The organism is Chryseobacterium sp. PvR013 (genome assembly GCF_017833095.1).
Taxonomy (GTDB): Bacteria; Bacteroidota; Bacteroidia; order Flavobacteriales; family Weeksellaceae; genus Chryseobacterium; species Chryseobacterium culicis_A.
The window spans coordinates 323695-350085 of record NZ_JAFIBT010000001.1; the positions used below are offsets into that span (position 1 = coordinate 323695).

Below are 26391 nucleotides of genomic sequence, written 5' to 3' on the forward strand. Positions count from 1 at the left end.
GATGAAAGTAGGGATTTTCTTAGATATTTGATCGCCAGCTACGCAAAGTCTCCTGACTTTGAGTACATTATTCATCATCATAATTGTTATATTTCCAAAATTCAGAATTTCCATTTCCTTTAATCACTGGATTTTCTGCGATTTCAATTGAATTGATTATTCCTGAACCATTAGAATAATTAGTTGCTGAGGAATAAATGTAATGATTTGCTTTTGATACGATTCCGGCACGAATTGGGTTCAGATGTATATAGTTTAATTTATCCCAGAGGAACTTTAAACTGAAAATTTCCTCAGAATGATTTCCATATTGCCAAACCTGAAAATTTTTATTTCTTGAATGAGTTTCAGTAGCTTTAGCCAATCGTTCCAGAATCCAATCTTTTCGGCTTTCCGATTCTGTCTGTATTTTTTCTAATATTTGTTTCGCTGTAAATTTTTTAAAATCTCTGATTAGATCTGAAAGTTTTCCATCTCTTGACTGTACAATAAAATGAATATGGTTGCTCATAATGACATAACCATACAGAATCATTCCTTTGTTTTTGATACAGAATTCAAAGCATTCTATAATGGTATCTCGATATATTTTTCGGGTAAAAATATCTATCCATTCAATAATAGTACAGGTTAAAAAGTGTGGTCTGTCCTGATCTCTAATAACATATCCTTCTTTCATATTTGGTTTTTATCAAATATAATTAATGGAGCTTTAAATTAGATGTTTTTACAGAACTTTTTTTATACCTCAAAGTCAGGAGACTTTGCGGAGCGTATGTCAGTTATTTAATTACTATTTTAAAACAAAAATCACCTCCCAAAAATTGAGAGGTGTCTTAGTGTTTAAGTTCCGGTTTTTTTACCTTCTTTTAAAGCTATAAGCAAGCAAAATGGCTACGCCCATAGTAACGCAGGTTATAATTGAAATGGTTTCAATTGAAATTCCACTTTTCATCTGTGTGTTTTCTTTTTCACATGAAAAAAAGAATAATAATGTCATGAACAGACATACCGATAGTAATTTTTTATTCATAAATGCATTTATTTGGTTATGAAAGATTTATAGCAAAAAGTATACCGGATTTGTAGACTAAAAAAGCCTTTGTTTAAAGGGTTTTGAACACATTGATTGGCTGGAAATAAATGATTTAACGTAAAGAATTAGGATAAATAGTTAATCTTATGGACAATTTTTTTTATCAATCCCCGGTTTCCAAAATAGCAAAGTAAATGATTGATCAAAAGTGCTGAAAAAGGAAACAGATTACCGAAGAAATTTTTAAAACTAGCCATGGTAATAATGAAAAAAATAAGCGAAAAGAGGTTTAACTTCCATAACTTTACTTCGTAAGTAAGCGTTTTGTTGTTTTCATGATAAGTGAATTTCCCATTATCAATTAAAGATAAATAATGCCAATTGGATCTTTCTGTGAAAAGACCTTCACTGAAAGAAATAAACTCCGGTCCACAAAGAATATTTTGAATGTTTTTTTCCTTTAATAGATCGTGTACTGCATAAATAACCTGATCAGATGTTTTATCTCCGATGATTTCTCTTTCAAAAGTATAAGTAAATGGAAACATGTGATTTTATGCTTTTTTATTCGCTTTACCCTCATCCCAATAATAGCTGTCAGGATAAATCCTAGCTCCAAAAACAGCGGTTCCCACCCGTACAATGGTGGCTCCTTCCTCAATAGCTGTTTCCAGATCTCCGCTCATTCCCATGGAAAGTTCTTTCATTTCCACACCGGGAATATTTTCAAGGATAATGTCCTGTTGGAGTTTTTTCAGGATTTTAAAGCATGATCTTACTTTTTCAGTTTCTGCACTGAACAGACCAATGGTCATTAAGCCTTTTATTTTTAAAGTAGAAAATTCAGAAATCTTTCTGGTGAGCTCAATCGCTTCAGCAGGGTCAACTCCAAATTTGCTTTCTTCATTGGAAGTATTTGCCTGAATAAAGACATCCATCGTTTTGTTTTCCACCAGAAGCCTCTGATGTAGCTTTTCGGCCAGTTCCAGACGATCCAGAGACTGAATACAGGTGACATTATATTTTAGAATATCTTTGATTTTATTGGTCTGAAGATGTCCTATAAAGTGATTTTCATGAGGGATATCTTTCAGATTTTCATATTTCTCCTTCAATTCCTGTACCTTGTTTTCTGCAATTAAGGTTTGTCCGTTTTCCAAAGCAATTTTGATACGCTCTGCGGAAACTGTTTTGGTAGCCAGTAATAATTTAACTTCATCAATGTTTCTTCCGGATTGTTCACAGGCGGTTTTTATCCGGTTATTAATGATGGTAAGATTATGGAGAATGTCTTCTTTCATGATGGATGTTTAAATATTTTCGTCTTCCCAAATAACTGAATTTATTTTCCAGCCTTTTGCAGTCTTAACATACTGAAAAAATTTAGTGCCATTTCCTTCAAAATAATTACCATTAAGGTATCCATGCTTTTGGTATTTAGAAAAACGTTGAGCAATATTGTTAACTATTTTTGTTTCCTCATTGACTTCATATTCCTCAAATTCGGTAAGTGTTCCGTCTGTTAAAATTCTTTTTCTTGGAGTAATAAAACTGTCAAGGGTATAAATTTCTTCGTTGCCTTTATCCTTTTTGATTATTATTGTTTCATTTAAACAAATATCATGAATACTTTCAAAGTCCGGCTTTTTTCCATTAGTATTAGTAAACAAATTAAAAAATGATTTGGTTAGCTGATTGAGTAAAAAAATATCGTCCATTGGTATTCATTCTAGTGTTTTAAAATTAATAAATTTTCAAATTCAAAATGGGTTTAATTCAGTACTTGCTCAATTGATATTTTTTTAGTAAAGAAAAAAATCGTTTCCAGGAAAACGGATCCGTATAATTTTGGCAATTAATTTAGTGATCTCAATTCTCAACTATTTTTGCTTCCAACTTTTTTATCAAAGCACTTTTAACCACGGTAAATGCATAATCTTTAGCTTCAGCAAAAGAAATAGAATACCGTCTTTCAACTTTTCTCATTTCTTCAGGAAACTGTGCCAGCAACTGATCGTAGAACACATCCAAAACTTCGGCAGAAGGCATTTCATAATTAATCTTCAGTTGAAAACGTCTTAACAGTGCTGTATCAATGATTTCAGGGTGGTTGGTAGCACAGATTAAAAGGGCATTCTCAGGGTAATAATCAATCAATTGAATCAAGGTATTAACCAGCCTTCTCATTTCGCCTACATCTTTATCATCACTGCCTCTTGCTTTCCCGATCTGATCCAGTTCATCCAAAAAAAGTACTGATCTTTCCCTTGCTGCTTTATCAAATATCATTTTGATATTCTGAGAAGTTTCTCCGATTCGTGATGAGACAATATTGCTAAGATTCAGGATGATAATATTTTTCCCTAAGGCATTGGCGATAGCCTTTGCAGTCATTGTTTTCCCGCACCCTGAACTTCCCTGAAGTAAAATCTTGTTATTAACCGGAAGGCCGTATTCCTGTAGTTCTTTAATATAGGTATGCTCCTTGATTAGCTGTACAAGCTCATCTCTGTTGGTTTTTCCTAGAAATACTTGGTTTAGGGTAACTTGTTCTTTATCTTGAATAATGAGGTTGTACAGATTCATAATGACGTTTAAGGATTATTGAATAAGCAAAGATAAAGCTTTATTAGATGCCGGAAGAAATCCTGAATCATAATAAGTATCTGGTCCAGCGTAAAATGAATGATGAATGGATGCTGGTATTAGAAAACAATCTGTGAGATCTGTGGGGAAAAGACTCAATAAAAAAAGAAAAGCCAGACTTGCGCCCGGCTTTTCTCATTTGGATATTAAAATTTGTTATGAAACTAAGATCTTTCTGTTTATGTTTTTGGGCCCTTTTACCCGATGGTAAAAGAGCAATCCGATCTCTCAGACTAAAAACATAAAACAATATAATTAGTATAGATTTTCTATAGGCTTGTTTTATTTAAGATTAGTTTCTTTCTCTTCTTACTGTCATGAAATATGATGTAATTACTACTAAACCTGTTACGATACCGATATAAGTTACCATTTTGTATTATTTTTAATTATTTGACTTTTTTTTATCAATCTTTCAATTGCAATATTACTACTTTCAAATCATGTGCCAAAGTAAATAGTTATGATGTATATCAGTGTATTACGAGGATTAGTGTTCATTTATCAGTGAATTTTTGTTTACATTAAATTAATGTGTTATTGAGAATTTATTAATACTTTTATTATTCTATCTGTAAAATTATGTGAAAATGTTAATCGTTTATCGACTTCTATATTGGAGTTGATAAAACAAATAATAAATAATGCTTAGCATAATATTGTTGTAAACCACTTTTTTTGAATGTAAATTTTTCACGCGAAAAGGATTTTCATGTTAAGAAAATTTATTTTTAGTCTAGTTTTTCCTTCGGAATTTTTGTCAGCTGTCACACTTCATGACATAGAGAAATAATTTTTTTATGCCAGATCGGAAAAATAAGTTTGCACAATGGTATACTTTTTCAAAATCTTTAAAATATTGAATGAAGCTAAAAATAAAGCACTTAAGATGAATTAAGTGCCTGAAAGAAGTATAATTGTAGGATTATTGGTTAAAAAACTGAGGGTTTTCAAAGCGTTAAAGAAAGAGAAGCATTTGCTGTCTCTTGATCAGCAGAGAATTTTCCCATTATTCCTTTTTGGAATTACCGGAGTGCTTTTGTTACTTTTGTACAAAGAATGAATTTATGGGACGCAGTTATATTTTTCTTGCTTTGGCTATTATATTTGAGATCATTGCTACCACTTTTTTGAAAAAATCTGAGGAATTCTCGAAGCTATGGCCATCGGTGGTAACAGTCATAGGATATGCCTGTGCTTTTTACTTTCTGAGTCTTACTCTTCGTCATATACCGGTAGGCATTACCTACGCCATCTGGTCCGGAGTAGGTATTGTCTTTATAACGATGATCGGAATTATAGCATTCAAGCAGGTTCCGGATCTGCCTGCCATTATTGGGATTGCTTTGATTGTTGTTGGAGTAATTATTATTAATGTATTTTCAAAAATGGGAACTCACTAAAAAATAATTTCCTGACGCTTTTCCATCTGTTTCCAATGTTGGGACCTTGATTTGTATAAAAAGAACTTTCCCAGTTTATATTTAAACCTTAAATATCCACGGAACTCAATGCCGTGAAATAATCTAAAGGGAATTGCCGGATTTTCCTCTAATGATTTCCTGATTCCTTTACTGAATACAGTAGGGCCAGTAGTGGCATGGATATCATGCGGATAGCGGTGATGGTTTATATTATCAATCATCAGTTCTAATGTTTTCTCTAGAAAAGGATGGTTTTTATTGAAAATAAGAGCCCATTGAACATACAGATTTTCGTGTCTTTCTGCACTGATCACAGCTTCATCATCTTCCTGAATAAGTTTTTTAAACGGTTTTATAATACTGCTGTCTATATCCAGGTATATTCCGCCTTTTTTATATAAAACAGCGTATCTGAAGAAATCAGCTTTTGAAGCTCCAATTCTCAGTTTTCGATAGCTTTCAATATATTCAGGAGGAAATTCTTCCGTGAGAAATTGCTCTATGTCATGGTCATCATAAAAGAAATAGCTGTACTCCGGATTTTTCCTTTTCATATTCCAGATGTGATACCGTGTAATCAAAGGAAGTTTTTTAGTTTTAAAAGTCTGAAATATTTGTTTGGGTACTGCCATTTTCTATTTTTTAAAGTCTATTCTTATATAAAATCCCGAAATTATTTTCATCAGCAAAGTGTAGCAGTAATAAGATTTTTCAAGAAAGAGAAAGGTTTCTATATTTGAAACAGCTTATGCTTAGCTGAACTTTTGATTCTATTTTAGGAGAATAGTTAAATCTTGAAGGAGGGAAATTTTAATTTTTTTTTAATATTTTGGTTGAGAAAATTTATAATAAGTTCGGAACTTGTAAAATCCAATTGCAGTTGGATATTATTTTACTTTTCGTCTTTCAAAAGGATTATATGAAATTCCGGCATTGAAATAGAAAGAAGGCTTATAAGTTCCTTTCCATATATAATCATTAAAGGACTCCTGCTTATTAAATGCTCTTGAATTAATATTCGCTCGAAGCCCGGTTTTAAATGTTCCTATAAAATTTCCTCCAAGATTGTATTCGTAAATAACTCCTGAATTGAGGGCAGCCTGCCGGAATTCATACGTATTATTATTGTGGTAGGTATAAAAAGAGGTATTATCCATCTCTGTTCCCAGAGAGAGCCTTCCGCTTGAAGAAATGTTTTTTCTTACCAATACTTTTTTCGGGAGCAGTACATCCAGTACCCATCCGTTATTAAATCTGTTTTCTAAAGTGAAAATAGGAAGAATGGGAATTTGAGTGCTGGGATCAATAATACCAGCCAGTCCGAGAGACATTTTTGTTTTAGGAGTTGCTTTTAAAATTAATGAAGCGGTAACCAATCCTCTGATACGTTCAAAATGCTGATCGCTTCCATCTGTAGAAATACTGGCGGAATAGATTGCCGTTTTTTTGAATAACCTTGAGAAATAACTAAGATTAATCGCTTCCGAATGATAATGAAAGTTTTCTTCCCCTTCAGTTCCGGGGATTACCGGATTTTCGTTGCCTATCGAGGTAAAACGATAACTCAGGGAAGTGCTAAAAAGCCAGCTTCTGTTTTTGATGAAATAAATATTGGCATCCGCTTTTACCTGTTGAAAGCTTTTCACTTTGTTATCCGGCAGATCTTTTCCCTGAAGTTGTGAAGAGAAAGAGGAGGGAGTAACCAAAGTGTATTCAAGGTTGAAATTTCGGGATTGTGGAATTTTATCCGCAAAAAAAGCACGGACTTTCAATGGAATACTATCCTTTTTCTGGGCGTAAATACTGTTTTTTAAAGGAAGTATGGCAAAAGGAACCAGCATTCTTCTCAATGTTTTCATGGTGAGTTTATTTTAAGGGTTGGATTATAGATTGGAAAAAATTGAATGTAAAAATCCTGTCATAGAAAATATCCAGACTGTTTTCAATAATCGCATCAGCATATCCGGAAGTATCCGTAACAAATGTTTCCTCCACAAAAACAAACCAGAGTTCTGAGAGTCCGTATCTTCTTCTAAACTCTTCAGAAGCATTGCTGTCAGGAACGGCAGAATGCTTGAGGTCACAGAATAAAATTCCTTTTTTATCTCCCTGGTGTTCCACAATATTAATAGGATGATGGAGGTAGCTTAGAATATTCATTTTTGGGTCAAAACATTCTACAAAATGATGTAAATCAATAAGCTGTATTACTTTTTCTTCCTGTTGAGATTCTGTCATAAAAAAGCATTCTAGTGATATTTCCTGAGTCAGTTCGTGAAAAGCTGTTAATTCCATAAGTGTCATTTTACGATGCAAAGGAATAGAGAAAAGTACAGCGTGATTGTGTTTTTATACGAAATGGCAGGTATTTTATACAAAATCCGGGAAACCCAAAATTGGTATAATAAAATGCAGGTTTTGTATAATAAAGTAGTAATAATTTCCGTTATTGTCTATTTTTGTTACTCATAAAACGAGCCTATCACATGAAATACAGCCCTTGGAAATTTGAAGAAACCTTTGTCATGGATTTTCTGGTGGAAGGGAAGTACCGATTTCGAAGACATCTGCTGTTTCTGATCTTCTTTTTCCTGTTGATCTACAGTGCGAGATTTTGGCACTGGTACTCAGGGATCTATCAGTATTATGTTTTATTCTTTGTGTATACCGTCCTGATCACCATGGTTTACATAAATATATATGTATTGGTTCCGCGGTTTTTCTTTAAAACAAAATATGTCACTTATCTTGTCCTGCTTGTTTTGATGGGAGTACTGGGACTCAACTTTATCGGATATGGTTTTAAGCTTTTCTTCGAGGAATTCAGAATTAAAAATATTCTTAGAGAAAATGAGAAAGGAGGAATTTATGAAGGCGTTCTGATGTGTATTCCGATTATCATGACCACCACTACAGTAAAACTTTTACAGAAATGGATCAGTGACAACAAAAGGATTAATGAACTGAGTAATCTTACATTGAATATGGAGTTGAATGAACTGAGAAACCAGATCAATCCTCATTTTCTTTTTAATATGCTGAATAATGTAAAAGCACTCATCAGAACAGATCCCGCAAAAGCTTCGGTAGTGATTGTCAAACTTTCCGAATTTCTACGGTATCAGCTTTATGAAAACAGTGAAGAGAAAACGTTACTGACCTCAGAGATTGATTTTCTGTCTAACTTTTTAAACCTTGAAAAAATCAGGCGTGACAATTTCTTATTTGATATTCATGCAGAGGTGGACAAAAGAGTTCTCAACAGTACTTTTATTCCCCCTAATTTATTTACCACATTCGTAGAAAATGCGGTGAAACACAGTGTGGATATCAGTGGGGGAGAATCGTATGTGAAAATAGAAATCAATATTGAGAATAAGCAGCTTTATTTCAGATGTGTAAACTCAAGAAGTTCGGGCTATGCTGTTTCGGATAAGAAAAACAGTGGGCTTGGCCTTGCCAATATTACCAGAAGGCTGGAACTTCTCTATAGTGATACTTTTGACCTGCAGATAGAGTCCGGAGATAAAGAATATATTGTAAATTTAAAAATTCCCGTGTGATGAACTGTATTATAATTGATGATGAACCGCTGGCAAGATCCGAAATGAGATCGCTGATTGCTGAAATTTCCAGTATTGATATCCTTGGTGAATTTTCCAATGCGCCTTCTGCCCTTGAATTTCTTAAAGATAATGATGTAGATCTTATTTTCCTCGATATAGAAATGCCGATGGTGACAGGTCTTGAGTTTGCGGAAATGCTCCCAAAAAAATCCCTGATCATTTTTACTACAGCCTATTCCCAATATGCATTGAAGAGCTATGAACTGGAAGCCGTTGATTATCTCCTGAAGCCCATTGATCCCCAAAGGCTGGAAAAGGCCATTGATAAAGCCATACTGTATACCGAACTTTTGTCTAAAGATACCGTGAAAAATACGGTAGAATCCAATACCGCAGATTTTTTATTCATCAAAGCTGAGCGAAGGTTCTATAAAATCAGTTTTTCAGACATTAAATTTATAGAAGGACTTAAAGATTATGTAGTTATTCATACCCGACAGCAAAAGCTGATCACCGCAATGAATTTAAAAACCATTCATCAGAAAATCTCAGGGGAAACGTTCATCAGAGTCAGCAAATCATACGTTGTGAATATGAATTATATTGATTCATTTGATAATCATAATATATACATCGAAGATTCCGAGATCCCTCTCGGAGAAGTCTACCGCGCTGAATTCTTTACAAGATTTGCCGGAGGACTTCTCAACTCAGACTAGCTTTTCATCAGTAATGAATAATAAGAAATGAGTAATAAAATCCTTGAAACCTTCTGTTACCAATCAAAAATATACATTATCATCTGTGGAAATCTGCGTAATCTGCGGAAAAAACCATTCAATAGAAAACGGGCTTTAGCCTGTTCAGATAAATAAATCATTCAATGGCTTACAAAACTTAAAATAGTATTGATCTAATACAGCTTCTGATCCTTCTCACAATAGAAACTCCTTCTTTTTCCTTTACCGGTTTGTTTTTTGATCAATTTCTGTCCACATATGGGACATACAGATTTAGTATGAGCAAGCCAATGTTTTTTCAACACAAATTCTCTTTTCCATTTCAGAAAATCAAAACTGTAATTCCTGGCTTCAGCTATAAGTTCTTTCCTTTTTTTGGCAGGTAGATTTCCCAACAGACTTTCCGGTTGTACTCCAATTCTGAAAAGCACTTCGTTTTTAATGATGTTGCCGACACCAGAGAAAATATCCTGATTCATCAGTGCATCACAAACCATCATTTTTGGATTCGATTTTAATTTCTCTTCAGCTTTCTTAGGACTCCACTGATCGCTCATTACATCGGCTTCCCAATCAATTGTGGAGAGAAATTCAAGGTCTACAGACTTTACAGAACAGGTGTAAAAATAGATGCTTCCCGTAGAGAAAAACAATGCTAAACGCAAGCTTTTATCCGGTTTGGTTTGTTCATCAATGCTGTAAGAACCAAACATTAATAAATGAATCCGGATGGCTGCTTTTTCAAAAACGAGATAAGTTTGTTTTCCAAAAGTTCGGATTTCCAGAAGGGATTGGCCAATGAAAATTTCTTTCTCGAATTTGGCATTTCCTGAAACTTCTGTCACTTGCTGACCTGCAAATGGCTGCAGGTTTTCTTTCATTAATATGATGGATGGACCTTCAGGCATACGTTTGTTTTGAGATAAAGATTCAAATAATATTCCATAACCCAATAAAATCTGAGCTTTATCCCAAAACCAGCCTGTTTAAAATATCCTTAGACCAGTTTTTGCCCTACAAAACGAATCACAGAGCCAGTCCCATTATGAAACAATCCCTCGTTGAGCTCGATTTCTGTTTCTGCTAATTCAATAATATCATAATCCGGAAAATCAGCTTTGATCTCTTCAATAGAAAATAAGGATTCAATATCCTTTGGCCCGCCTACCTTTTCATTCTTTGCAATATATTCAAGATGGCTTTTACTGAAAGCTTCAAAAATAATAAAACCGCCTTTTCGCAGATACTGATTCAGCATGTGATGGATGGAAGATTTTATATTTCCCGGAAAGTGAGCATAGATAAGGGCAATAGCATCAAACTGTTCTTTTTGATAATTCAAAGTGGAAAGCTCTCCCACCTGATAATCAATTCTGGTTTTTTGTTGTTCAGCCAGCTGTAACGCTTTATTCCTGCCGTTTGCACTGATATCAAAAGCTGAAACCTGCCATCCCTGTGTTGCTGCAAAAACAGCATTCCTGCCTTCACCTTCTGCAGGGAAGAGTATTTTGCCAGGAGTTAATCTGGTGAGCTGTTCTCTCAGGTAATTATTGGGTTCTGTTCCATACGCAAACTCTTCGCTGCTGTACCTTTCGTCCCATCTGTTGAGCCATGTATTGTCCGTCATTGTAAAAAAGAATTTAAAATTGGATGAAGAAAAATGATATATTCTTCAGTTTTATTAGTCGTATCAAATGTAGAATATTTCTTCAAGCTTTCTGATTCCGAAAAAACGTTTATTATCATAGATTTTTTGAATGACAGATCTCTCTAATAAAAATCTAAATACTATTCCGTACAATTAAAATTTGGAGTAATTTTGAAAAATGATGAATTTAAACCAGATTTTCACCAATCAACGTACAGGAAACAATCCACAGACCAAGGCTTCACGAACTGATTTTCAAAGGGATTTTGACAGAATTATCTTCTCTTCTGCCTTCAGAAGACTGCAGAATAAAACTCAGGTTTTTCCTCTTCCCGGAAGTGTTTTTGTACACAACAGACTGACGCATTCTTTAGAAGTATCGTCTGTAGGAAGAAGTCTAGGAAGTATTATTGGTGAATTTATTGCGGATGATTTTAAAAATGAACTGACTGAAGATTCAAAGAATTTTTATCTCTATAACTTAGGAAATGTAATTGCAGCCGCATGTTTGTGTCATGATGTGGGAAATCCGGCATTCGGACATTCCGGAGAAGATGCCATTGCAAGCTATTTTGAAAGGAACGAAAAAGACCTGAAATCAAAGTTCAATGAAAAAGAGTGGGCAGATCTGGTTAATTTTGAAGGAAATGCCAATGCAATCAGAGTGTTGGCGCAGCAACAGCAAGGAAAAGATGCCGGAGGTATTCAGCTTACGTTCTCAACACTGGCAAGTATCGCAAAATATCCGTGCGAAGCTGTAGCAAAGAAAAAAGGAATCATTCACAGGAAGAAATTCGGTTTTTTCCAGAATGAAAAAGATATATTCCTCGAAATTGCAAAAGGAACTCAGCTTATTTCTGAAAGCGAAGAACCGCATATTTTCAAGAGACATCCTTTTGTTTGGCTGGTAGAAGCGGCTGATGATATCTGCTACAACATCATCGATATGGAAGATGCTCACAGACTGGGAATTGTTTCAACTGCAGACTGTAAAAACTTATTTTTCGAACTGGTAAAATCTGAAACAGATGATGTTCAGAGAATTGAGACCAAGTTAAGCTCTATCTCCAATGAGAACGAACAGATTTCCTATTTGAGAGCAAAAGTAATCAATGCTTTGATCAATAAGTCGATTGAGATGTATAAGCATAACTTTGAGACGATTCTTGAAGGAAACTTAGGAAATGGTTTACTCGATATCTACAAAAAAGAAAATAAAGCTTTACAGGATATTGAAAGTTTCTCAGTAGAAAAAATCTACAATCACAAAGCGGTTGTTGAAATTGAAAATGCCGGTTATAATGTAATGTATGAATTGCTGGACCATTTTATTCCTTCCATTCTGAAAACTAAAGACCACAGAAAATCTTATGATGAAAAAGCTTTGAAACTCATTCCAAAGCAATTTATTTACAATGACGGAACCGATTACCAGAAAGTGCTGGGTGTGATTGATTTCGTTTCAGGGATGACGGATAACTATGCGACCGATTTGTATCGAAAAATTAAAGGAATAGACATCGGAATGACGGTGTAAATTCTATTTATTGTAATAATTCAGAAGCCTCTTCGATTAATGACAGCATTAAAGTGGAGGCTTTTTTATGTTTTAAAAGCGGCGCAATCTGACCCGACCAGAAAAATACCAGATCGTTCTTTTGCTGTTCCAAAGCTGCTTTTCTCAATGCTCCCATGAAATGAGTCTGCAAAGGAAAGGGCAGTGTTTTGTCTGTTGCAGCCAATACATCTCTTGTGATTTTTGTAGTAATTCCACGTCCCAATCTTCCGGTATAAGCTCTGGAAAGCGTGGTGGATTTAGCAGCATCAGAAAATAGAAATTCTTTATGGATTGGCAAAGCCCCGGATTCTTCAGTTGCCAGAAAAGCGGTTCCAATCTGTACAGCATCAGCTCCCAGTTTAAAAGCTCCCGCAATGCCACGGCCGTTGGCAATTCCTCCGGCAGCCACTACAGGAATTTTTACTTTATCCTTAATTAATTGAATCAAAGCGAAAGTTCCCGTTGTAGAAAGTTCAGCCTGATCCAGAAACGAAGGTCTGTGGCCACCACTTTCGAAACCGGAAGCCACAATAGCATCCACACCCGTTTTTTCCAGGGCAATCGCTTCATCCAGCGTTGTTGCATTTCCCAATACCACTGTTCCCTGACGATGAAGTTCCTCAATGATATTTTCATCCAGTAAACCAAACATAAAGCTGAACACCTTGGGCTTAATATCAAGAACAACCTCCAACTGATTCTGAAACCTTGATTCAAAAGAGGGTAGTGCTTCAGGAATATCGATATTTAAAAAATCAAAATACGGTTTGAAGGTTTCAACGGTCTTTTGATATTGCTCTTTCGTGTGTTCTTCGTCAATAATATCGTGATCATTTACCCAGAGATTAAGGTTGTAAGGTTGATCTGTTTTGGATTGTATGGCTTTGTGAATGTCATAGATTTCCTGTGGTGACAATGTGTAAGCTCCAAACCCTCCCAATCCGCCAAGATTACTCACTGTTGTTGTCAACGCAACGGTAGAAAGACCTCCTCCGAAAGGACCTTGCAGAATAGGATATTCAATACCCAATAATTCCGTAATTCTATTTTTATTCCACATGACTTTACTCTTTAAAAATTTGAATTAAAGGTGTACGTTGGTTAATGTCTTGTTAATGATGAACCATTTTCCGTCTATATGATTGAAAGTTATGAAATTATAATAATTAAAATCATACATTCTGACCTGTAATTTTGCAACAGCAATCGAATTAATGACCTCAATAGAAAGAATTATTGCTTTAAAATCTTTTCCGGATTTCTGTGGGCTTACACGGTTTCCGACTCCTTCAATATATTGTTCTGCTGTTTTGAAATAGGGAACTCCATCAACATCTCCGAAAAGCAAAGCGCCTTTATAGAATGCTTTTTTAAGAAGTTCAGTATTCCCTTCATAAATTCCTTTGAAATAATAATTCTCTATGACATTTCTTATTTCGGTTTCTGGGGTTAGGTAGGTTTTCATATCCTTTACATTTTGTGCATGGCCGCTCAACGGAAAGCTGAACAGCCATGCTATAATTAATGATAGTTTCATGATAAATGATGTCCGGCTCCCATTCCTCCATCAACATTGATGATGGCACCGGAAATTAATTTGTTTTTGGCGATAGCATGAATCATCTGAGCGACTTCTTCAGGCTCACCAATGCGGTTAATCAGATGTATTCCTGCATTATTGTCAAGATCCGCACCATGCATCGGAGTTCTTATCAATCCCGGAGCAACCGTATTAACTCTGATATTATCTTTTCCAAACTCTGCCGCCAGCTGTAAAGTAAGAGCATGAATCGCTCCTTTGCTTGAAATAGGTGCTGTAGAAGGAGATTCTGCAATCGCATGATATACCAATGGCGTTCCTACATTGATAACCACTCCGTCTTTTTGCCTGATCATCTGAGGAATGACAGCCTGTGTTGTGAAGAACGTTCCCTTTAAATTGGTTGTTAAAAATCGATCTAGATAATCTTCAGTGACTTCCAGAAAGGGTTTGTTCTCATAAATTCCGGCATTATTGATAAGAACGTCAATGGAACCAAACCTTTCAAGGGCTGTCTGCACCAATGCTTCTCCCGTTGACTTTTCTGAAACATTTCCGGCCACCATGGCCAGATGGTCTCCGGCTCCCAGTTCATGATAGACTTCCTCTAATTTGGATGCTGTTTGCGAATTGATGATTACATTGTCGCCTCTGTCCAGAAAATAACGTGCTGTTTCTAATCCTATTCCTGAAGAGGCTCCTGTTATAATTATGGTTTGCTTTTTCATTTTTATGCTTATTTTTTAACTGTTGAAAATCCTTGTTCTTTTAACACTGAAACCTGTTCTCCGGCATATCCCCAGTTATCATCTTCAATTTCGTTAATCACGATATGGGTTAAATGAGGATCCTTATTCAAAACCGAAGTGACTGCTTCACTGATTTTTCTGATTAATTGTTGTTTGGTTTCGCGGGTAAGATCTTCGCGAAGCACCTCTACTTTTATAAATGGCATAATGGTAATTTTTTAAGGTGAATAGAATTAATAAGCTTCCGCAACAAGATGAATGTTTAAATCAAAATTGTTGTAGATCAAAGTGTCTCCAAGATTGGTGAAGAAATTGGAGGATCTGAATTTGATATTGAATTTCGTTCTGTCGACTATGATTTTGTTTTTTACAACAGCGGTATCGTTTGTTGTTACAATATGCAGGCTGGTCTCGATAGGATGGTTAATCCCTTTTATGGTAAGATCTCCTTTTACATAATAAAGGTTTTCATCACCAGGTTCAGCGTGAGTGATTTCGAAATAGGCTTCAGGAAACATTTCAGAATTAAAAAAATCATCAGAAGCCAGGTGATTGGCAAATTGAGTATTGGTTTCAGCATCCTCGATATCAAGGATTTTGATGCTTCGGGTATCTATTGTGAATTTTCCTGATAAAAATTTTTCCTCTCCTAATGTAAAGTTTCCTTCTTTTACATTGATTGTACCGTTGTGAGCTCCGGTTACTTTTCTGCCGATCCAGTTGATGGTACTGTTTCCGGCATTGACTTTAAAATTTTTTGTGTCCATTTTTTATTGGGTTTAAATATTGACACAAAGTTCAGTCGATCAAAAGAAAAAGTTACGTGATGTACCTCACAAAATAGAGGCGGAGATCAACCATTTAAAGATGATAATTATTGATGAAGTCTGCTCAGAGTTTCTCTCGTTACCCCAAGATAAGAAGCAATCAGGTGTTTTGGAACCAGATTATACAATTGAGGATACATGGATAAAAGCTCCTGATACCGGAATTTGGCATCGTTATTCATAAAAGAAAGCAGGCGTTTCTGTGCAGCAACATATCCTTTATTGGTTCTCCATCGGAAAAAATGTTCAACCTCGTGAATTTCATTGCAGATTTTTTCTCTGTCTTCATTGGAAATAGAGAGTATTGTTGCGTTGGTGATACAATCTACATTGATAGTAGCTCTTGTTTTGTTATAAAGAGCATCAAAATCGGTAACCCACCAGGTCGGCATAGCAAACTGGAGAATAAACATTTTCATGCTGTCATTAAGATAAAAAGCTTTTAAACAGCCTTCAAGCACAAAATATTCATGGTTTACAAAGTCACCCTCCAGGATCAGGCTTTGTCCTTTCTTTAAAGTAATCAGATTAAAATGTCCAAAAACATAATCCAGCTGCTCGTCTGTGAGCGTCGTAAATTTTGAAATGTGATCTTTTAATATTTCTTTAGAATTAACCATGATGGGGAATGAATATTCAAAAGTAAGTCTTTTTCAGAATAATTTTAATTTAAATAATGCGATACTTCCGATGTTTGATTTCCTGAAGATGATCCCCTAAGTCTTAAATTTATTTTTCATATATTTAAGCAAACACCAGTAAAAATTGTTTTTAACAAAACAGGATTTATTGCGACACATTAGAAAAACTTAAAACTATGGGTATATATTTAGCGCCCGTTATTTTCTTCGGGCTTATCATTTTATTTGCTTCGTTTTTTGTTGTTAAACAGGAAACTGCAGCTATTATTGAACGTTTCGGAAAATTTCGGGGTGTAAAACATTCAGGGCTTCATCTTAAACTGCCCATCATAGATCAGATTGCGAAAAGACTGAATTTGAGAATTCAGCAGCTGGACGTAATGATTGATACGAAAACATTGGATAACGTTTTCATCAAAATGAAAATTTCTGTTCAGTACCAGGTGATCCGAAGCCAGGTAGGAGATGCTTATTATCGTTTGGAAAATCCGGAAAATCAAATTACTTCGTTTGTATTCGATGTAGTGCGTGCTGAGGTTCCGAAACTGAAACTGGACGATGTTTTTGTAAGAAAAGACGATGTGGCAATTGCGGTGAAAAGTGAACTTCAGGAAGCGATGAACAGCTACGGGTATGATATTATCAAAGCGTTGGTAACAGATATTGATCCTGATGAGCAGGTAAAACACGCTATGAACAGAATTAATGCGGCAGAAAGAGAAAAAACAGCTGCAGAATATGAATCAGAAGCACAGAGAATCCGAATTGTAGCCGTTGCAAAAGCAGAATCTAAAAAACTTCAGGGACAAGGGATTGCAGACCAAAGAAGAGAAATTGCAAAAGGACTTGAAGAGTCTGTAAGAATGCTGAATAATGTAGACATCAATTCTCATGAAGCATCAGCGCTTATCGTGGTAACACAGCACTATGATACGCTGCACTCGGTGGGAGCAAGCAACAGAAGTAGTCTTGTACTTCTTCCCAATTCGCCTACTGCAGCCAGCGGAATGCTGAATGATCTGGTTGTAGCCATGACAACCGCCAATACAGTAGGAGAGACTACCAAAGGAAAATATCCTGATCCACCTCAGAAAGAAACCGGATTTTAAGATAGAAAGGAAAATGAATATATAATTGTTAACTTTTCCGGATTGACCAAAAGTAACTTCTGACTTCATTCTTCCAGCTTCCAACATAAAAAAAGTTCCTGAAAATTTCAGGAACTTTTTTTATTAATTATTTCTTCGTTTTAGAAACTTGTTCTACCAATGTATATTTGATTGAAGAGGCGTCTGCCGGAGGGTTTTCGATTTTTTCTGTTTTTACTTTTAAAACATATTCGTAACCCGGTTCATAAGTAAATCCTTCAATACTGCTGTAGAAATTAGTCCAGTTTTCAGAAGCATTTTCTTTTACCTGCATGCATTTCATACGACCTGCTCCTGCAGAACAGTCTACGGTTTGTGGCCCTACGATAATTGTTTTTTCATTAGCTGCCAGTTCTTTCTTTTTTGTTTTAGAAACCTGTTTTACCAATGTGTATTTTATAGAAGATCCATCAGCTGGCGGATTGGCAATTTTTTCTGTTTTTACTTTTAAAACATATTCATATCCCGGTTCATAAGTAAATCCTTCGATATTGCTGTAGAAATTGGTCCAGTTTGCGGAAGTGTTTTCTTTTACCTGCAGACATTTCATAGGAGCTACGCCTGTACAGTCTGCCGTCTGTGGTCCTACGATGAATGTTTTTTCATCACCTGCGGATGCATTGGCTGTGGTTGTACATTGCGTCATTGCAAATAATGCTAATGCGGGTACAGTCCCCTTTAGAATTGTTGCTATACTTTTCATAAACTTGATTTTTTCCCCATACCTCGCAATTACTATGCCGAAATTGTAGTACTTCTGCTATTGCTTTTTATTTTTTTAATCGTTTAATTTGAATTTCTTAAACACTAACCACAAAACATAATTCTTATAATAAATATGGAAAATCAAATGCAAGTTGAAAATTACAGGATTCAAAAACCTGAAATGTGGGCAGGAAATATCGGGGATGAGGAAATAAAAAACCGAATCAAAGACTCCGAATTTGCCAAGAGACAAATTGATGAAGGTCGTGATTACTGCTATTTTTTAGACAAAAAATACTATACAAGCAATAAAGAAAACAGTGAATATGTCTGTATGGCATATACCCTGAACGAACCTGGAAACCTGGAAAGAGCCTCGGTTTCTGATGTCATTGTGGAAGAGAATGAAGTGTATCAGATTCACAGAATCAGTGTGTTGAGAGATGGCGTTTTGATTGATAAGATTCCGGATACGAAAATTAAGGTTCTTGACAGTGAGAATCAAAGTAGTGGAGGAGTTTTGAGCAGCAATAAAAAGATCAATATTACCATCAAAGATCTCAGGCTGTATGATGTACTGATTCTGGAAGATTCAAGAATTAAAGAATTCACAGACCGTGATTTTCTAAGAAAGGAATTCTCAAAATATGTTTGGGTAAGTCCTGATAATTACTGGGCTTACGGCAGTTTTAAATTCACTTTTATCAACGAACGTGAGCAGACTATTGCCTACAAAAAAACATTTTTCAGAGACGAACAGGGCCATGTTCTTGAGCCGGAGACCAATCATCTGAAAAAAGGAGAACGGTTTGTGATTGAAGAAGAGAATTATATCAATCCTGTAGACTCAGGACGTGAAATTTTTCCTTTTATAGATTTTGCTACAGACAGTAACTGGAAAGATCTTTCCAACTATATTGTACCCATCTATGAGGAGATTTTTAATGCTTCTTCTTTAGAGGATTTTGCTCCGAATCTGGTTGAAAAACTGGACGCTATAGCTGATCAGGATGAAAAACTGCAGTTTGCGATAGAATATGTTCAGAACCACATCTATTATATTTTCAATGCTGATGAAATGAATGGGCATAAGCCGCAGGAGCCGTCAGTAACCTATGAAAATAAACAGGGTGACTGTAAAGCAAAATCCGTTCTGTTAAAAGTAATCCTTGATTATATAGGAGTAGATGCATCCGTTGTACTGGTGAATTTTAATACCGATTATTATATTAAATATTATCTGCCATCATTGCTAAACTTTAACCATGTTGTCGTAAAAGTGAACTATAAAGGCGAAGAGTATTTTATTGATGCTACTATCCGTGATGAATTCGGGCTGATTGAAAACAGAGGATTTATGTATTTTATGCATTATCTGGAAGTGAAAAAAGATCAGGAACTGCAGGTAAGGAAATCTTATAAATTCCCTTATTTCTGTATTGATGAAAAAGTAGATCTGAATGCACAAGGGAATACCGGAAATCTTACGTTGTCAACTACTTACAAAGGAAGCAGAGCCAATGCAATGAGAAGGTATTTTAAAAGTACCAATAAAAGAGAAATTATAGACACCTGGAACAGTTTCCTTTTCTATGCGCTTAATTATTCAGGAGACAGAAATGGTACTGATGTCAGAAATGTATTCAAAGATGCTGCAATTGATGTGGTAAGTGATGATAAAAGGCTGAATGAAGTCAAGATTCAATATACAGCTGTTGTTGAGAATCCGTATTTTGTAGATCCTCAGAAAAACCGTTTTCTGATGTACTTTGACCGAAATGTAGTGAAGGCAGGCGCAAGAGACTTTATGCACAAAGATTTACCATTCTGGCATAATTTCGACAGTGAGAAATATGAAATCAATCTCCATACAGATCAGAAAATTGATATGGAAGAAAAATATACCATTCAGGAAAGTACCATTGCAAATCCATATTTTGACTATAAAAGCCGTAAAAAAGTACATAAAAACGGGGCAAGTGTATCTATAGAATACCACCCTCTGGTCAATCTTGAGATTCCGCAAAATGAGTTTGAACAGTTCAGAACTGACCATCATACTGTTGCAGATAGTAATTTCGGACTGGGAATAGACATTATTGAACCAGGACTGATGAATATGCTGAAATTCAGTTTTAAGAAGAAATTTAAATAAAACTTTAAATTCAAAGTTTAAAATTTAAGGTTCAAAGTTTTAAGTTTAAAGTTTCAGCGGGCGGCGAAGCCGCCCGCTGAAACTTTTTATTCTAAGGATATATTCGTTTAAAATCATACAATTATAAGATTAACCCATGCACAAGATATTTGTTCTTGCGTTTTTTATGGCGGTTTCTCCATTGGTGAAGGCGCAAAAATTAACCAAAGAAAATGTTACAGGATTCTGGAAACTGAAGGAATCCGGATTTTATGAAGATAACAAGAAGGTAGTAAAACAATTTGATAACTGCCGTTTGATGAGGAATTATGCGATCCGGGAAGATGGCTTTGCCATTTATAACTATGTGGAAGGAAAAACAGGTGACTGCAGTCCCTCAGAACCCAGACTTTCTTTTTGGAGGATTGTAGAAAACAGAATTCAGTTTTATGTAGATGACCAAAATATTCTTGAAGAGGTGGAAGTAACATTGAATAAAGATCATACAATAACTTTTTCAAGTTATATTCCTAAACGGACAAGTGTGAATGGAGACGCTCTTGCTGAAAAAATAGTAAATACGGTTCACTACGACATACTTGAAAAAAAATATTAATGGTAAACCCTAAACTTTTTGACGTATGAATTATGTAACAATAATCTATCTCCTGAATATTCTGCTATATGCTTTATATTTCTTTGGAAGAACCGGAAGTGAGGTAGCAATGTCCAGCCTGGATTATACCGTTTCCGGAATCCTGTCCCTTTTTCTGATCTTTGCAGGATACCTGAATGCAAAGCAGAAAATGATCTACAGAACTGTTCTGTGGGTATTTTTTGTGAATGTATTTTTATTCATCTGTTCCGGTTTATTTGATCAGTTTGGAAGCCATTTTAATATCCTTTCCAATGGCAATAGTGACAGTTTTTTCTTTACACTGGCACTGCTTGTGTATAACGGGTATCTTTTTTCTCTAACGGTTATTCTTGAGGGTTCAGGCCTGGCATTGATATTCCCGGTAGTATTATCTTTCATTCTGCCTTCATTGGGATATCTGATTGGGAAAAAACTTTATCAGAATAAACAGAATTCTACCGACGCATAGTCATTGCGAACCGAAGGTGAAGCAATCTCAATAGAGAAATAGAATTTGGAATACTAAGTATAAGTTTTTTTGAACACGCAAAGGCGCTAAGATTTTTACAAACCAAGTGTATGTAAGACGCAAGGATTTTATCTTTGATAAAATTGGATACTGCATATTCTTAACCTCTCACTTCTAATGTGATCTTTGGGAAATTGATAATATTACTTGCTGAAAATCTGGGATTTTCTTGCGCCTTAAAATATACGCAAAATATGAATTCTTGCGCCTTTGCGTTTTCCAACATTAAATAATTTTAAGCAAAAAAATAAGAGAAAAGTTTAAGGTTACCCTTAATTCTGAGGCTGATTATTGGATGTAAAGAATTTCTGTTTACCAATAAGCAGTTCAAAAAACAGTCTGAAATCAGAAATTAAAGACCATAAAGGATATTTGAAAGTAGCAGGTTTGTTTCTCTCAATCACAGCATGACTGAACCACGCAAAGCCATAGCCTACAATGGGAATATACCATAGAAACCTTTCTTTTCCGGAACTTATGACATACCATATTACGAAAAATACGAGAAATGTTCCGATAAAGTGAAAAATACGGGTTCCTGTTTTACTATGTTCAGTAAGATAAAACTGGTAAAACTCTCTATATGTTTTAATTCTTTCAGTCATGGCAATCTAGTTTATTGATTCTATTGAAGTTAAAGCAATAATTCTGCCGATTTTGAAAGTGAATAAAAAAAGAAAAAGGCAAAATCGCAAATCAGTTTCTCCATCAGGTTTAACCTCTTTGCCATTTTGCCTTTTTACAATTATGCTTGTTTATTTAGCTATTCTTTAATTCTTTTCCCAGTTTACTGTTTTTGTATCCGTAGCAGAAGTAAATCACCATACCAATCAGGAACCACATCCCGAACCAGAACCAGTTCTCATGGCTCATTCCTGTAAGAAGGTACAGACATGAACTTAATCCAATCAATGGAATTAATGATAAATTCTTTACAAAAGTCACAATACATAAGATCAGGTTGATGATGATAAAGAAGAAAATAGAAGCTCTGAATTCTCCTTCATTAGGATCTGACCAGTTCATCAGGTTGTCAAAAAACTCCGGCTGCCATTTGTAGAAAGCCAGCAAACCGCCGATAAAAATAACAGGGAAGATGATTTTACCATTCACATAAGGAAGGTGAAATCTGCCTTTTATTTTTTCTTTAGCAGGAAGAAGAAGTACCCCGGCACACACCAATACAAATGCAAAAATAGTTCCGATACTTGTAAAATCAAGGATGAATGTTTTATCTGTAAATAGAATAGGAATTCCTACTACAACCCCGGTAACGACTGTTGCGTAAGATGGTGTTTTATACTTAGGATGTACTTTTTGAAATCTTTGAGGCATCAATCCGTCACGGCTCATTGCGTACCAGATTCTTGGCTGTCCCATCTGGAATACCAATAATACAGTGGTAATGGCAACAATCGCTACAAACGAAACAATAAGTTCCATCCAGGCTACATTAGCATTTGTTTTTTCAAATATGAATGAAAGCGGGTCTCCCACACCATCGAATTTCTTGTAATCTACCATTCCTGTTAATACAAGCGTCAATGCAATATAGATCACCGTACACAGTACAAGAGAGATGATCATTCCTTTTGGTAAGGTTTTTTGTGGATCTTTGGTCTCTTCAGAAAGTACACTCAAAGCATCAAATCCGATATAAGCGAAGAATACACCGGATACGGCACTCATTACTCCTGCAAAACCATTAGGCATGAAGGATGGTGTTCCGGTTGTAGGGCTTATTGGGGTCCAGTTTTCAGTGTTGACATAAGCACAGCCTACAAGAATTACCAGTATGATCACTGCCAGTTTTAAGATAACCAGAGAGTTGTTGAAGTTCTTGCTTTCCTTTACTCCTACATAACAAAGCCATGTAATCAAACCATTGATGACCAATGCCGGAATATCTACAATGAACTTTAAGCTTCCAATCAATGGGGCAGTATTCCATGCACTTAAAAGTTCTTTGTTTTCTGAACCATATTGAACGGCTTTTCTGGCTTCCGTATAACTGCAGGTCAGATAATCAGGGATATGCATTCCGAGACGTCCTAAGAAGCTCGTAAAATAATCTGACCAGGAAAAGGCTACGTAAATATTTCCGAAAGAATATTCCATGATCAGGGCCCAGCCAATTACCCAGGCAATCAGCTCTCCAAAGCTGGCATAGGCATAGGTGTAGGCAGATCCTGCCGTAGGAATTCTGCTGGCAAATTCAGCATAGCATAAAGCCGTAAATCCACAGGCAAAGCCGCAAATCAAATATAGCAGGATTACACCGGGACCACCTCTGAAAACGGCTTCTCCTAAACTACTGAAACTTCCAGCTCCAATAATGGCCGCTATACCAAAAAATACAATGTCCCATACACCTAAGACCCTTAAAAGTCCCGTTGAAGTATCTGTATCTGAATAGATTTTTCTTCTAAAAAGTTGACTCATTCAATAACTATATTTGATTTGAAAAAAAGCAAATGTAATGATTTTTTATTTTGATGTTAACAGTTGTTAAGAACATTTGGGGAAAAATGCTCAAACAAAAGGCTTTAATCATTATAAACAGGGATTTCCACATAGCTGTCGTTATACCATTTTATCTCCAGAGGTTCCCCGGAATCCTTTATTGTTTCATCACTTACATCTTTACCGGATCCATAATTGACCTGCCAGTTTTTACTTTTATTAACTCCTACCACTAATACCAGTTTGCTTCCCTTTTCTATTTTTTTGCTCATAAACAATGAATTTTTGATCGGGATCTGCTCCTTTTTGCCAGGCTTAAGAAGTTGGCGTTTGGAATTGTCTTTTGCAAAGCTGGCTCTTGTAAGATGTGTAGAGAGTAAAAACGTCTTGCCATCCGGTTGTACCTGATACAATGCAGTACTAGGGTCAAAATCTTTCTTATTAATGGAAACGTTGAATACTCCGGATAAATTTCCACTTAGTATAATATCCCTGTCCAGAACTTCACTTTCAAAATGAACAGAATTGGTTACATATACACTATCCTGTTTGCTTACTTTATGATAAAGATACTTTGGATTTCTGTCTTTAAAGTCAATGGTCTGTTGGGTAAATTGCTCGGTTTGGGGTTTTTCAAAAACCGAAGATCCGTCTTTATGATCCTGAAGATAAAATTTAAGCGTAGAAGAGTGCATTTTATCAAGACTGGGAACATGTTTCCATGTATTACTGCTCATAATCTGGAAATTGACTTTATCTTTTAGAAGTTCCGGTTTTTTGCCGTCTTTCAGAATATAATCGAACCATGAAAAAGCAAGTTCATCAATACTTATCCTGGCTACAGGATCTATGAGGGTGCTCCCGGTACCATAGACATAATTGTATCCATAACTTTGAGCTCCTGCGTGATCATAAGGCCCTATTACTAAATAATGGTTAGGGTGTTTGTTGTATTGGTGATGTTGTTTATAATAATACAATGCTCCGATCTGATCAGCATCATAATAGCCTGTAGTCGTTAAAACAGGAATGTTTATTTTAGCAAAATCCTTTTTATAAGGAACCATTTTTTGCCAGTATTTATCATAACCGGGATGATCCAGCCATCGTTGGAAAATTTTATTGGGTTTCCCGCTTATGGAATCCAGGGTTCTGAATGATTTGCCGCTTTTATACCACGCTGTATTAATAGAATCCCATTTTGGATAATTAGTGAAGGTTGCTTCATCGGTCAGCTTATTATTGGTGACATAGCGAATCCACTGCATCATATAGCTCATGAATACATTGTTTTGAGCAGGATAATCGATCCCGATTCCTACCGCTACCTGAGGTACGATTGTTTTCAAAGCCGGATGCAGTTTTTTTGCCGCTGCCCATTGGCTGAATCCTAAATAACTTCCGCCTATCATTCCTACTTTACCATTGCTCCAGGGTTGTTTGCTTACCCAGTCTATGACTTCATAAAGATCCTGTGCTTCATCTTCAAATGGATTATTGGGGTCATTACTGTTTCTTTTTCCACGGGTATTCACCACGGCTCCTACATAATTGTAAACGGCTGCTCTTTTTCCCATCCCTGCATCTGCAAGTTCTCCGGCATAAATATTATTGGTGAGAATAACGGGAAGAGGAGAGGTGTTTTCTTTTTTTCGTACAATAGTAATCGTGAGCTTCGTTCCGTTTTTTAAGGTAAGGTTCTGGGTATCGATGATGAATTTTTCCTGCTCCTTTGCTTTAAATAGCTGCATAATCTGAGGCTTGATGCTGGAATAAGTCTTATAATTGACATAATTTTTACATAAAGCCAGTGCGGAAGCGTAATCTATACTATCCTTATCTTTTTGTTTGGTAAGAGCTATTTTCAAAGATTTTTTATAATCCTTTACATCACCATCCAGAATGGTCCCTATTTTGGCAATCAGCGGATCGGGTAAACTTTCATATTTTGTTGTAAAGGCTGCTTGAAGAGCATTGGGAAAAGAAACTTTTTTATCTTTTTCCATCAGTTTGGCCATGCTGTAGATTTCATAAACAAGAGATTTGTTCCCTGCCATATTATGATCTGCATATTCTTTACGGTAATCAGTTAAGCTGGCAATAGAATTTTTGTAATCTTTTGCAGCGAGCTGTAAACGAAACAGGTTGTCTAAAAATGTGACGTTAGATTTCGGTTTATTTTTAGGAGACTGATGTTCAGTAATCACCTTGAGAGCAAGTTCCGGGATTTGTTTTTCCAGAATGACAGAATCTGTTGCTGCTGTTTTCGGAAAGTAAAACTTCTGGGCCTGCATTAGATTGACAAAAACTAATGCTAAAAGTATCTTAAATTTCATTAATAGTGTATTTTGAGCTGCTGCTGAAAAAGCCTTACATTAAAATAAGGTCTTGATCATTGAT

The 26391-nt window shown here is 35.6% G+C and carries 28 protein-coding genes; 8 read left to right on the forward strand and 20 right to left on the reverse strand.

All coding sequences use genetic code 11. From position 1 onward, the window contains the following. Positions 1–67: 67 nt before the first annotated feature. The 5 genes from JOE44_RS01495 to JOE44_RS01515 form a co-directional block, all read right to left on the reverse strand. Complete coding sequence (locus JOE44_RS01495) at positions 68–679, reverse strand: transposase (protein WP_209784024.1); 612 nt, start codon at positions 677–679, stop codon at positions 68–70. Positions 680–1161: 482 nt separating this feature from the next. Next, positions 1162–1584, reverse strand: a complete 423-nt coding sequence (locus tag JOE44_RS01500) for a hypothetical protein (RefSeq protein ID WP_209784025.1) — start codon at positions 1582–1584, stop codon at positions 1162–1164. Positions 1585–1590: 6 nt separating this feature from the next. After that, positions 1591–2337 (reverse strand): YggS family pyridoxal phosphate-dependent enzyme, encoded by a 747-nt coding sequence (locus tag JOE44_RS01505; RefSeq protein WP_209784026.1) that lies wholly within the window; start codon positions 2335–2337, stop codon positions 1591–1593. Between the two features lie 9 nt (positions 2338–2346). Next, positions 2347–2754 (reverse strand): hypothetical protein, encoded by a 408-nt coding sequence (locus JOE44_RS01510; RefSeq protein WP_209784027.1) that lies wholly within the window; start codon positions 2752–2754, stop codon positions 2347–2349. A 151-nt stretch (positions 2755–2905) separates the two neighbouring features. Further along, a complete protein-coding gene (locus tag JOE44_RS01515) occupies positions 2906–3622 on the reverse strand; it encodes an ATP-binding protein (protein WP_209784028.1) in 717 nt (238 codons plus the stop codon). Positions 3623–4749: 1127 nt separating this feature from the next. Here JOE44_RS01515 and JOE44_RS01520 point away from each other — a divergent pair. Next, on the forward strand, positions 4750–5085 hold the full coding sequence (locus JOE44_RS01520; RefSeq protein WP_209784029.1) for an SMR family transporter: 336 nt from the start codon (positions 4750–4752) through the stop codon (positions 5083–5085). Here the strand turns inward: JOE44_RS01520 and JOE44_RS01525 are convergent. The 3 genes from JOE44_RS01525 to JOE44_RS01535 all read right to left on the reverse strand — a co-directional run bounded on the left by JOE44_RS01525 (position 5082) and on the right by JOE44_RS01535 (position 7401). Continuing rightward, positions 5082–5738, reverse strand: a complete 657-nt coding sequence (locus JOE44_RS01525) for a glycosyltransferase (RefSeq protein WP_209784030.1) — start codon at positions 5736–5738, stop codon at positions 5082–5084. The two genes, JOE44_RS01520 and JOE44_RS01525, sit on opposite strands and share 4 nt — an antisense overlap. 255 nt (positions 5739–5993) lie before the next feature. Then, the gene (locus JOE44_RS01530; protein ID WP_209784031.1) at positions 5994–6965 is read right to left on the reverse strand and encodes a DUF6268 family outer membrane beta-barrel protein; all 972 of its coding nucleotides are present in this window, start codon (positions 6963–6965) and stop codon (positions 5994–5996) included. Positions 6966–6972: 7 nt separating this feature from the next. Next, positions 6973–7401 (reverse strand): hypothetical protein, encoded by a 429-nt coding sequence (locus JOE44_RS01535; RefSeq protein ID WP_209784032.1) that lies wholly within the window; start codon positions 7399–7401, stop codon positions 6973–6975. A 191-nt stretch (positions 7402–7592) separates the two neighbouring features. Between JOE44_RS01535 and JOE44_RS01540 the strand changes: the two genes are divergently transcribed. Both JOE44_RS01540 and JOE44_RS01545 read left to right on the forward strand, forming a co-directional pair. After that, positions 7593–8669, forward strand: a complete 1077-nt coding sequence (locus tag JOE44_RS01540; RefSeq protein ID WP_209784033.1) for a histidine kinase — start codon at positions 7593–7595, stop codon at positions 8667–8669. Continuing rightward, complete coding sequence (locus JOE44_RS01545) at positions 8669–9391, forward strand: LytTR family DNA-binding domain-containing protein (RefSeq protein WP_209784034.1); 723 nt, start codon at positions 8669–8671, stop codon at positions 9389–9391. Before JOE44_RS01540 ends, JOE44_RS01545 begins: the two co-directional genes overlap by 1 nt. Positions 9392–9585: 194 nt before the next feature. On the opposite strand, the gene JOE44_RS01550 is transcribed toward JOE44_RS01545, so the two are convergent. Both JOE44_RS01550 and JOE44_RS01555 read right to left on the reverse strand, forming a co-directional pair. Continuing rightward, a complete protein-coding gene (locus tag JOE44_RS01550) occupies positions 9586–10320 on the reverse strand; it encodes a DNA-formamidopyrimidine glycosylase family protein (RefSeq protein ID WP_209784035.1) in 735 nt (244 codons plus the stop codon). An 89-nt stretch (positions 10321–10409) separates the two neighbouring features. Continuing rightward, positions 10410–11039 carry a class I SAM-dependent methyltransferase gene (locus JOE44_RS01555; protein ID WP_209784036.1) on the reverse strand — a complete coding sequence of 210 codons (630 nt, stop codon included), beginning with the start codon at positions 11037–11039 and terminating at the stop codon, positions 10410–10412. A 202-nt stretch (positions 11040–11241) separates the two neighbouring features. Between JOE44_RS01555 and JOE44_RS01560 the strand changes: the two genes are divergently transcribed. Continuing rightward, positions 11242–12597 (forward strand): deoxyguanosinetriphosphate triphosphohydrolase, encoded by a 1356-nt coding sequence (locus JOE44_RS01560; RefSeq protein WP_209789041.1) that lies wholly within the window; start codon positions 11242–11244, stop codon positions 12595–12597. Between the two features lie 7 nt (positions 12598–12604). On the opposite strand, the gene JOE44_RS01565 is transcribed toward JOE44_RS01560, so the two are convergent. The 6 genes from JOE44_RS01565 to JOE44_RS01590 all read right to left on the reverse strand — a co-directional run bounded on the left by JOE44_RS01565 (position 12605) and on the right by JOE44_RS01590 (position 16354). Next, on the reverse strand, positions 12605–13678 hold the full coding sequence (locus JOE44_RS01565; RefSeq protein WP_209784037.1) for a nitronate monooxygenase: 1074 nt from the start codon (positions 13676–13678) through the stop codon (positions 12605–12607). A gap of 24 nt (positions 13679–13702) precedes the next feature. Next, positions 13703–14155, reverse strand: coding sequence for a nuclear transport factor 2 family protein (locus JOE44_RS01570; protein ID WP_209784038.1), 453 nt, complete (start codon positions 14153–14155; stop codon positions 13703–13705). Beyond that, positions 14152–14886 (reverse strand): SDR family oxidoreductase, encoded by a 735-nt coding sequence (locus tag JOE44_RS01575; RefSeq protein WP_209784039.1) that lies wholly within the window; start codon positions 14884–14886, stop codon positions 14152–14154. Before JOE44_RS01575 ends, JOE44_RS01570 begins: the two co-directional genes overlap by 4 nt. 8 nt (positions 14887–14894) lie before the next feature. Then, on the reverse strand, positions 14895–15113 hold the full coding sequence (locus tag JOE44_RS01580) for a 4-oxalocrotonate tautomerase family protein (RefSeq protein WP_105681882.1): 219 nt from the start codon (positions 15111–15113) through the stop codon (positions 14895–14897). A 27-nt stretch (positions 15114–15140) separates the two neighbouring features. Beyond that, positions 15141–15674, reverse strand: a complete 534-nt coding sequence (locus JOE44_RS01585) for a YceI family protein (RefSeq protein ID WP_209784040.1) — start codon at positions 15672–15674, stop codon at positions 15141–15143. A gap of 107 nt (positions 15675–15781) precedes the next feature. Next, complete coding sequence (locus JOE44_RS01590) at positions 15782–16354, reverse strand: Crp/Fnr family transcriptional regulator (RefSeq protein ID WP_105681884.1); 573 nt, start codon at positions 16352–16354, stop codon at positions 15782–15784. 197 nt (positions 16355–16551) lie between these two features. On the opposite strand from JOE44_RS01590, the gene JOE44_RS01595 reads away from it, so the two are divergent. Continuing rightward, entirely contained in the window at positions 16552–17484 is a 933-nt protein-coding gene (locus JOE44_RS01595) for an SPFH domain-containing protein (RefSeq protein WP_209784041.1), read from the forward strand. Positions 17485–17611: 127 nt separating this feature from the next. On the opposite strand, the gene JOE44_RS25080 is transcribed toward JOE44_RS01595, so the two are convergent. After that, positions 17612–18226: a DUF4377 domain-containing protein gene (locus JOE44_RS25080; protein WP_245169678.1), complete on the reverse strand. Its 615-nt coding sequence runs from the start codon at positions 18224–18226 to the stop codon at positions 17612–17614. Between the two features lie 135 nt (positions 18227–18361). Between JOE44_RS25080 and JOE44_RS01610 the strand changes: the two genes are divergently transcribed. From JOE44_RS01610 to JOE44_RS01620, 3 genes are all read left to right on the forward strand, one after another. Beyond that, complete coding sequence (locus JOE44_RS01610) at positions 18362–20383, forward strand: hypothetical protein (RefSeq protein ID WP_209784042.1); 2022 nt, start codon at positions 18362–18364, stop codon at positions 20381–20383. A gap of 136 nt (positions 20384–20519) precedes the next feature. Next, a complete protein-coding gene (locus tag JOE44_RS01615) occupies positions 20520–20978 on the forward strand; it encodes a lipocalin family protein (protein ID WP_209784043.1) in 459 nt (152 codons plus the stop codon). A gap of 25 nt (positions 20979–21003) precedes the next feature. After that, positions 21004–21468, forward strand: coding sequence for a hypothetical protein (locus tag JOE44_RS01620; RefSeq protein WP_209784044.1), 465 nt, complete (start codon positions 21004–21006; stop codon positions 21466–21468). Positions 21469–21800: 332 nt separating this feature from the next. Here the strand turns inward: JOE44_RS01620 and JOE44_RS01625 are convergent, their stop codons facing one another. The 3 genes from JOE44_RS01625 to JOE44_RS01635 form a co-directional block, all read right to left on the reverse strand. Beyond that, positions 21801–22133 carry a DUF962 domain-containing protein gene (locus JOE44_RS01625; RefSeq protein ID WP_209784045.1) on the reverse strand — a complete coding sequence of 111 codons (333 nt, stop codon included), beginning with the start codon at positions 22131–22133 and terminating at the stop codon, positions 21801–21803. Positions 22134–22287: 154 nt separating this feature from the next. Further along, positions 22288–23970, reverse strand: a complete 1683-nt coding sequence (locus JOE44_RS01630) for an amino acid permease (RefSeq protein WP_209784046.1) — start codon at positions 23968–23970, stop codon at positions 22288–22290. 104 nt (positions 23971–24074) lie between these two features. Continuing rightward, the gene (locus JOE44_RS01635; protein WP_209784047.1) at positions 24075–26327 is read right to left on the reverse strand and encodes a CocE/NonD family hydrolase; all 2253 of its coding nucleotides are present in this window, start codon (positions 26325–26327) and stop codon (positions 24075–24077) included. Positions 26328–26391: the final 64 nt, after the last annotated feature.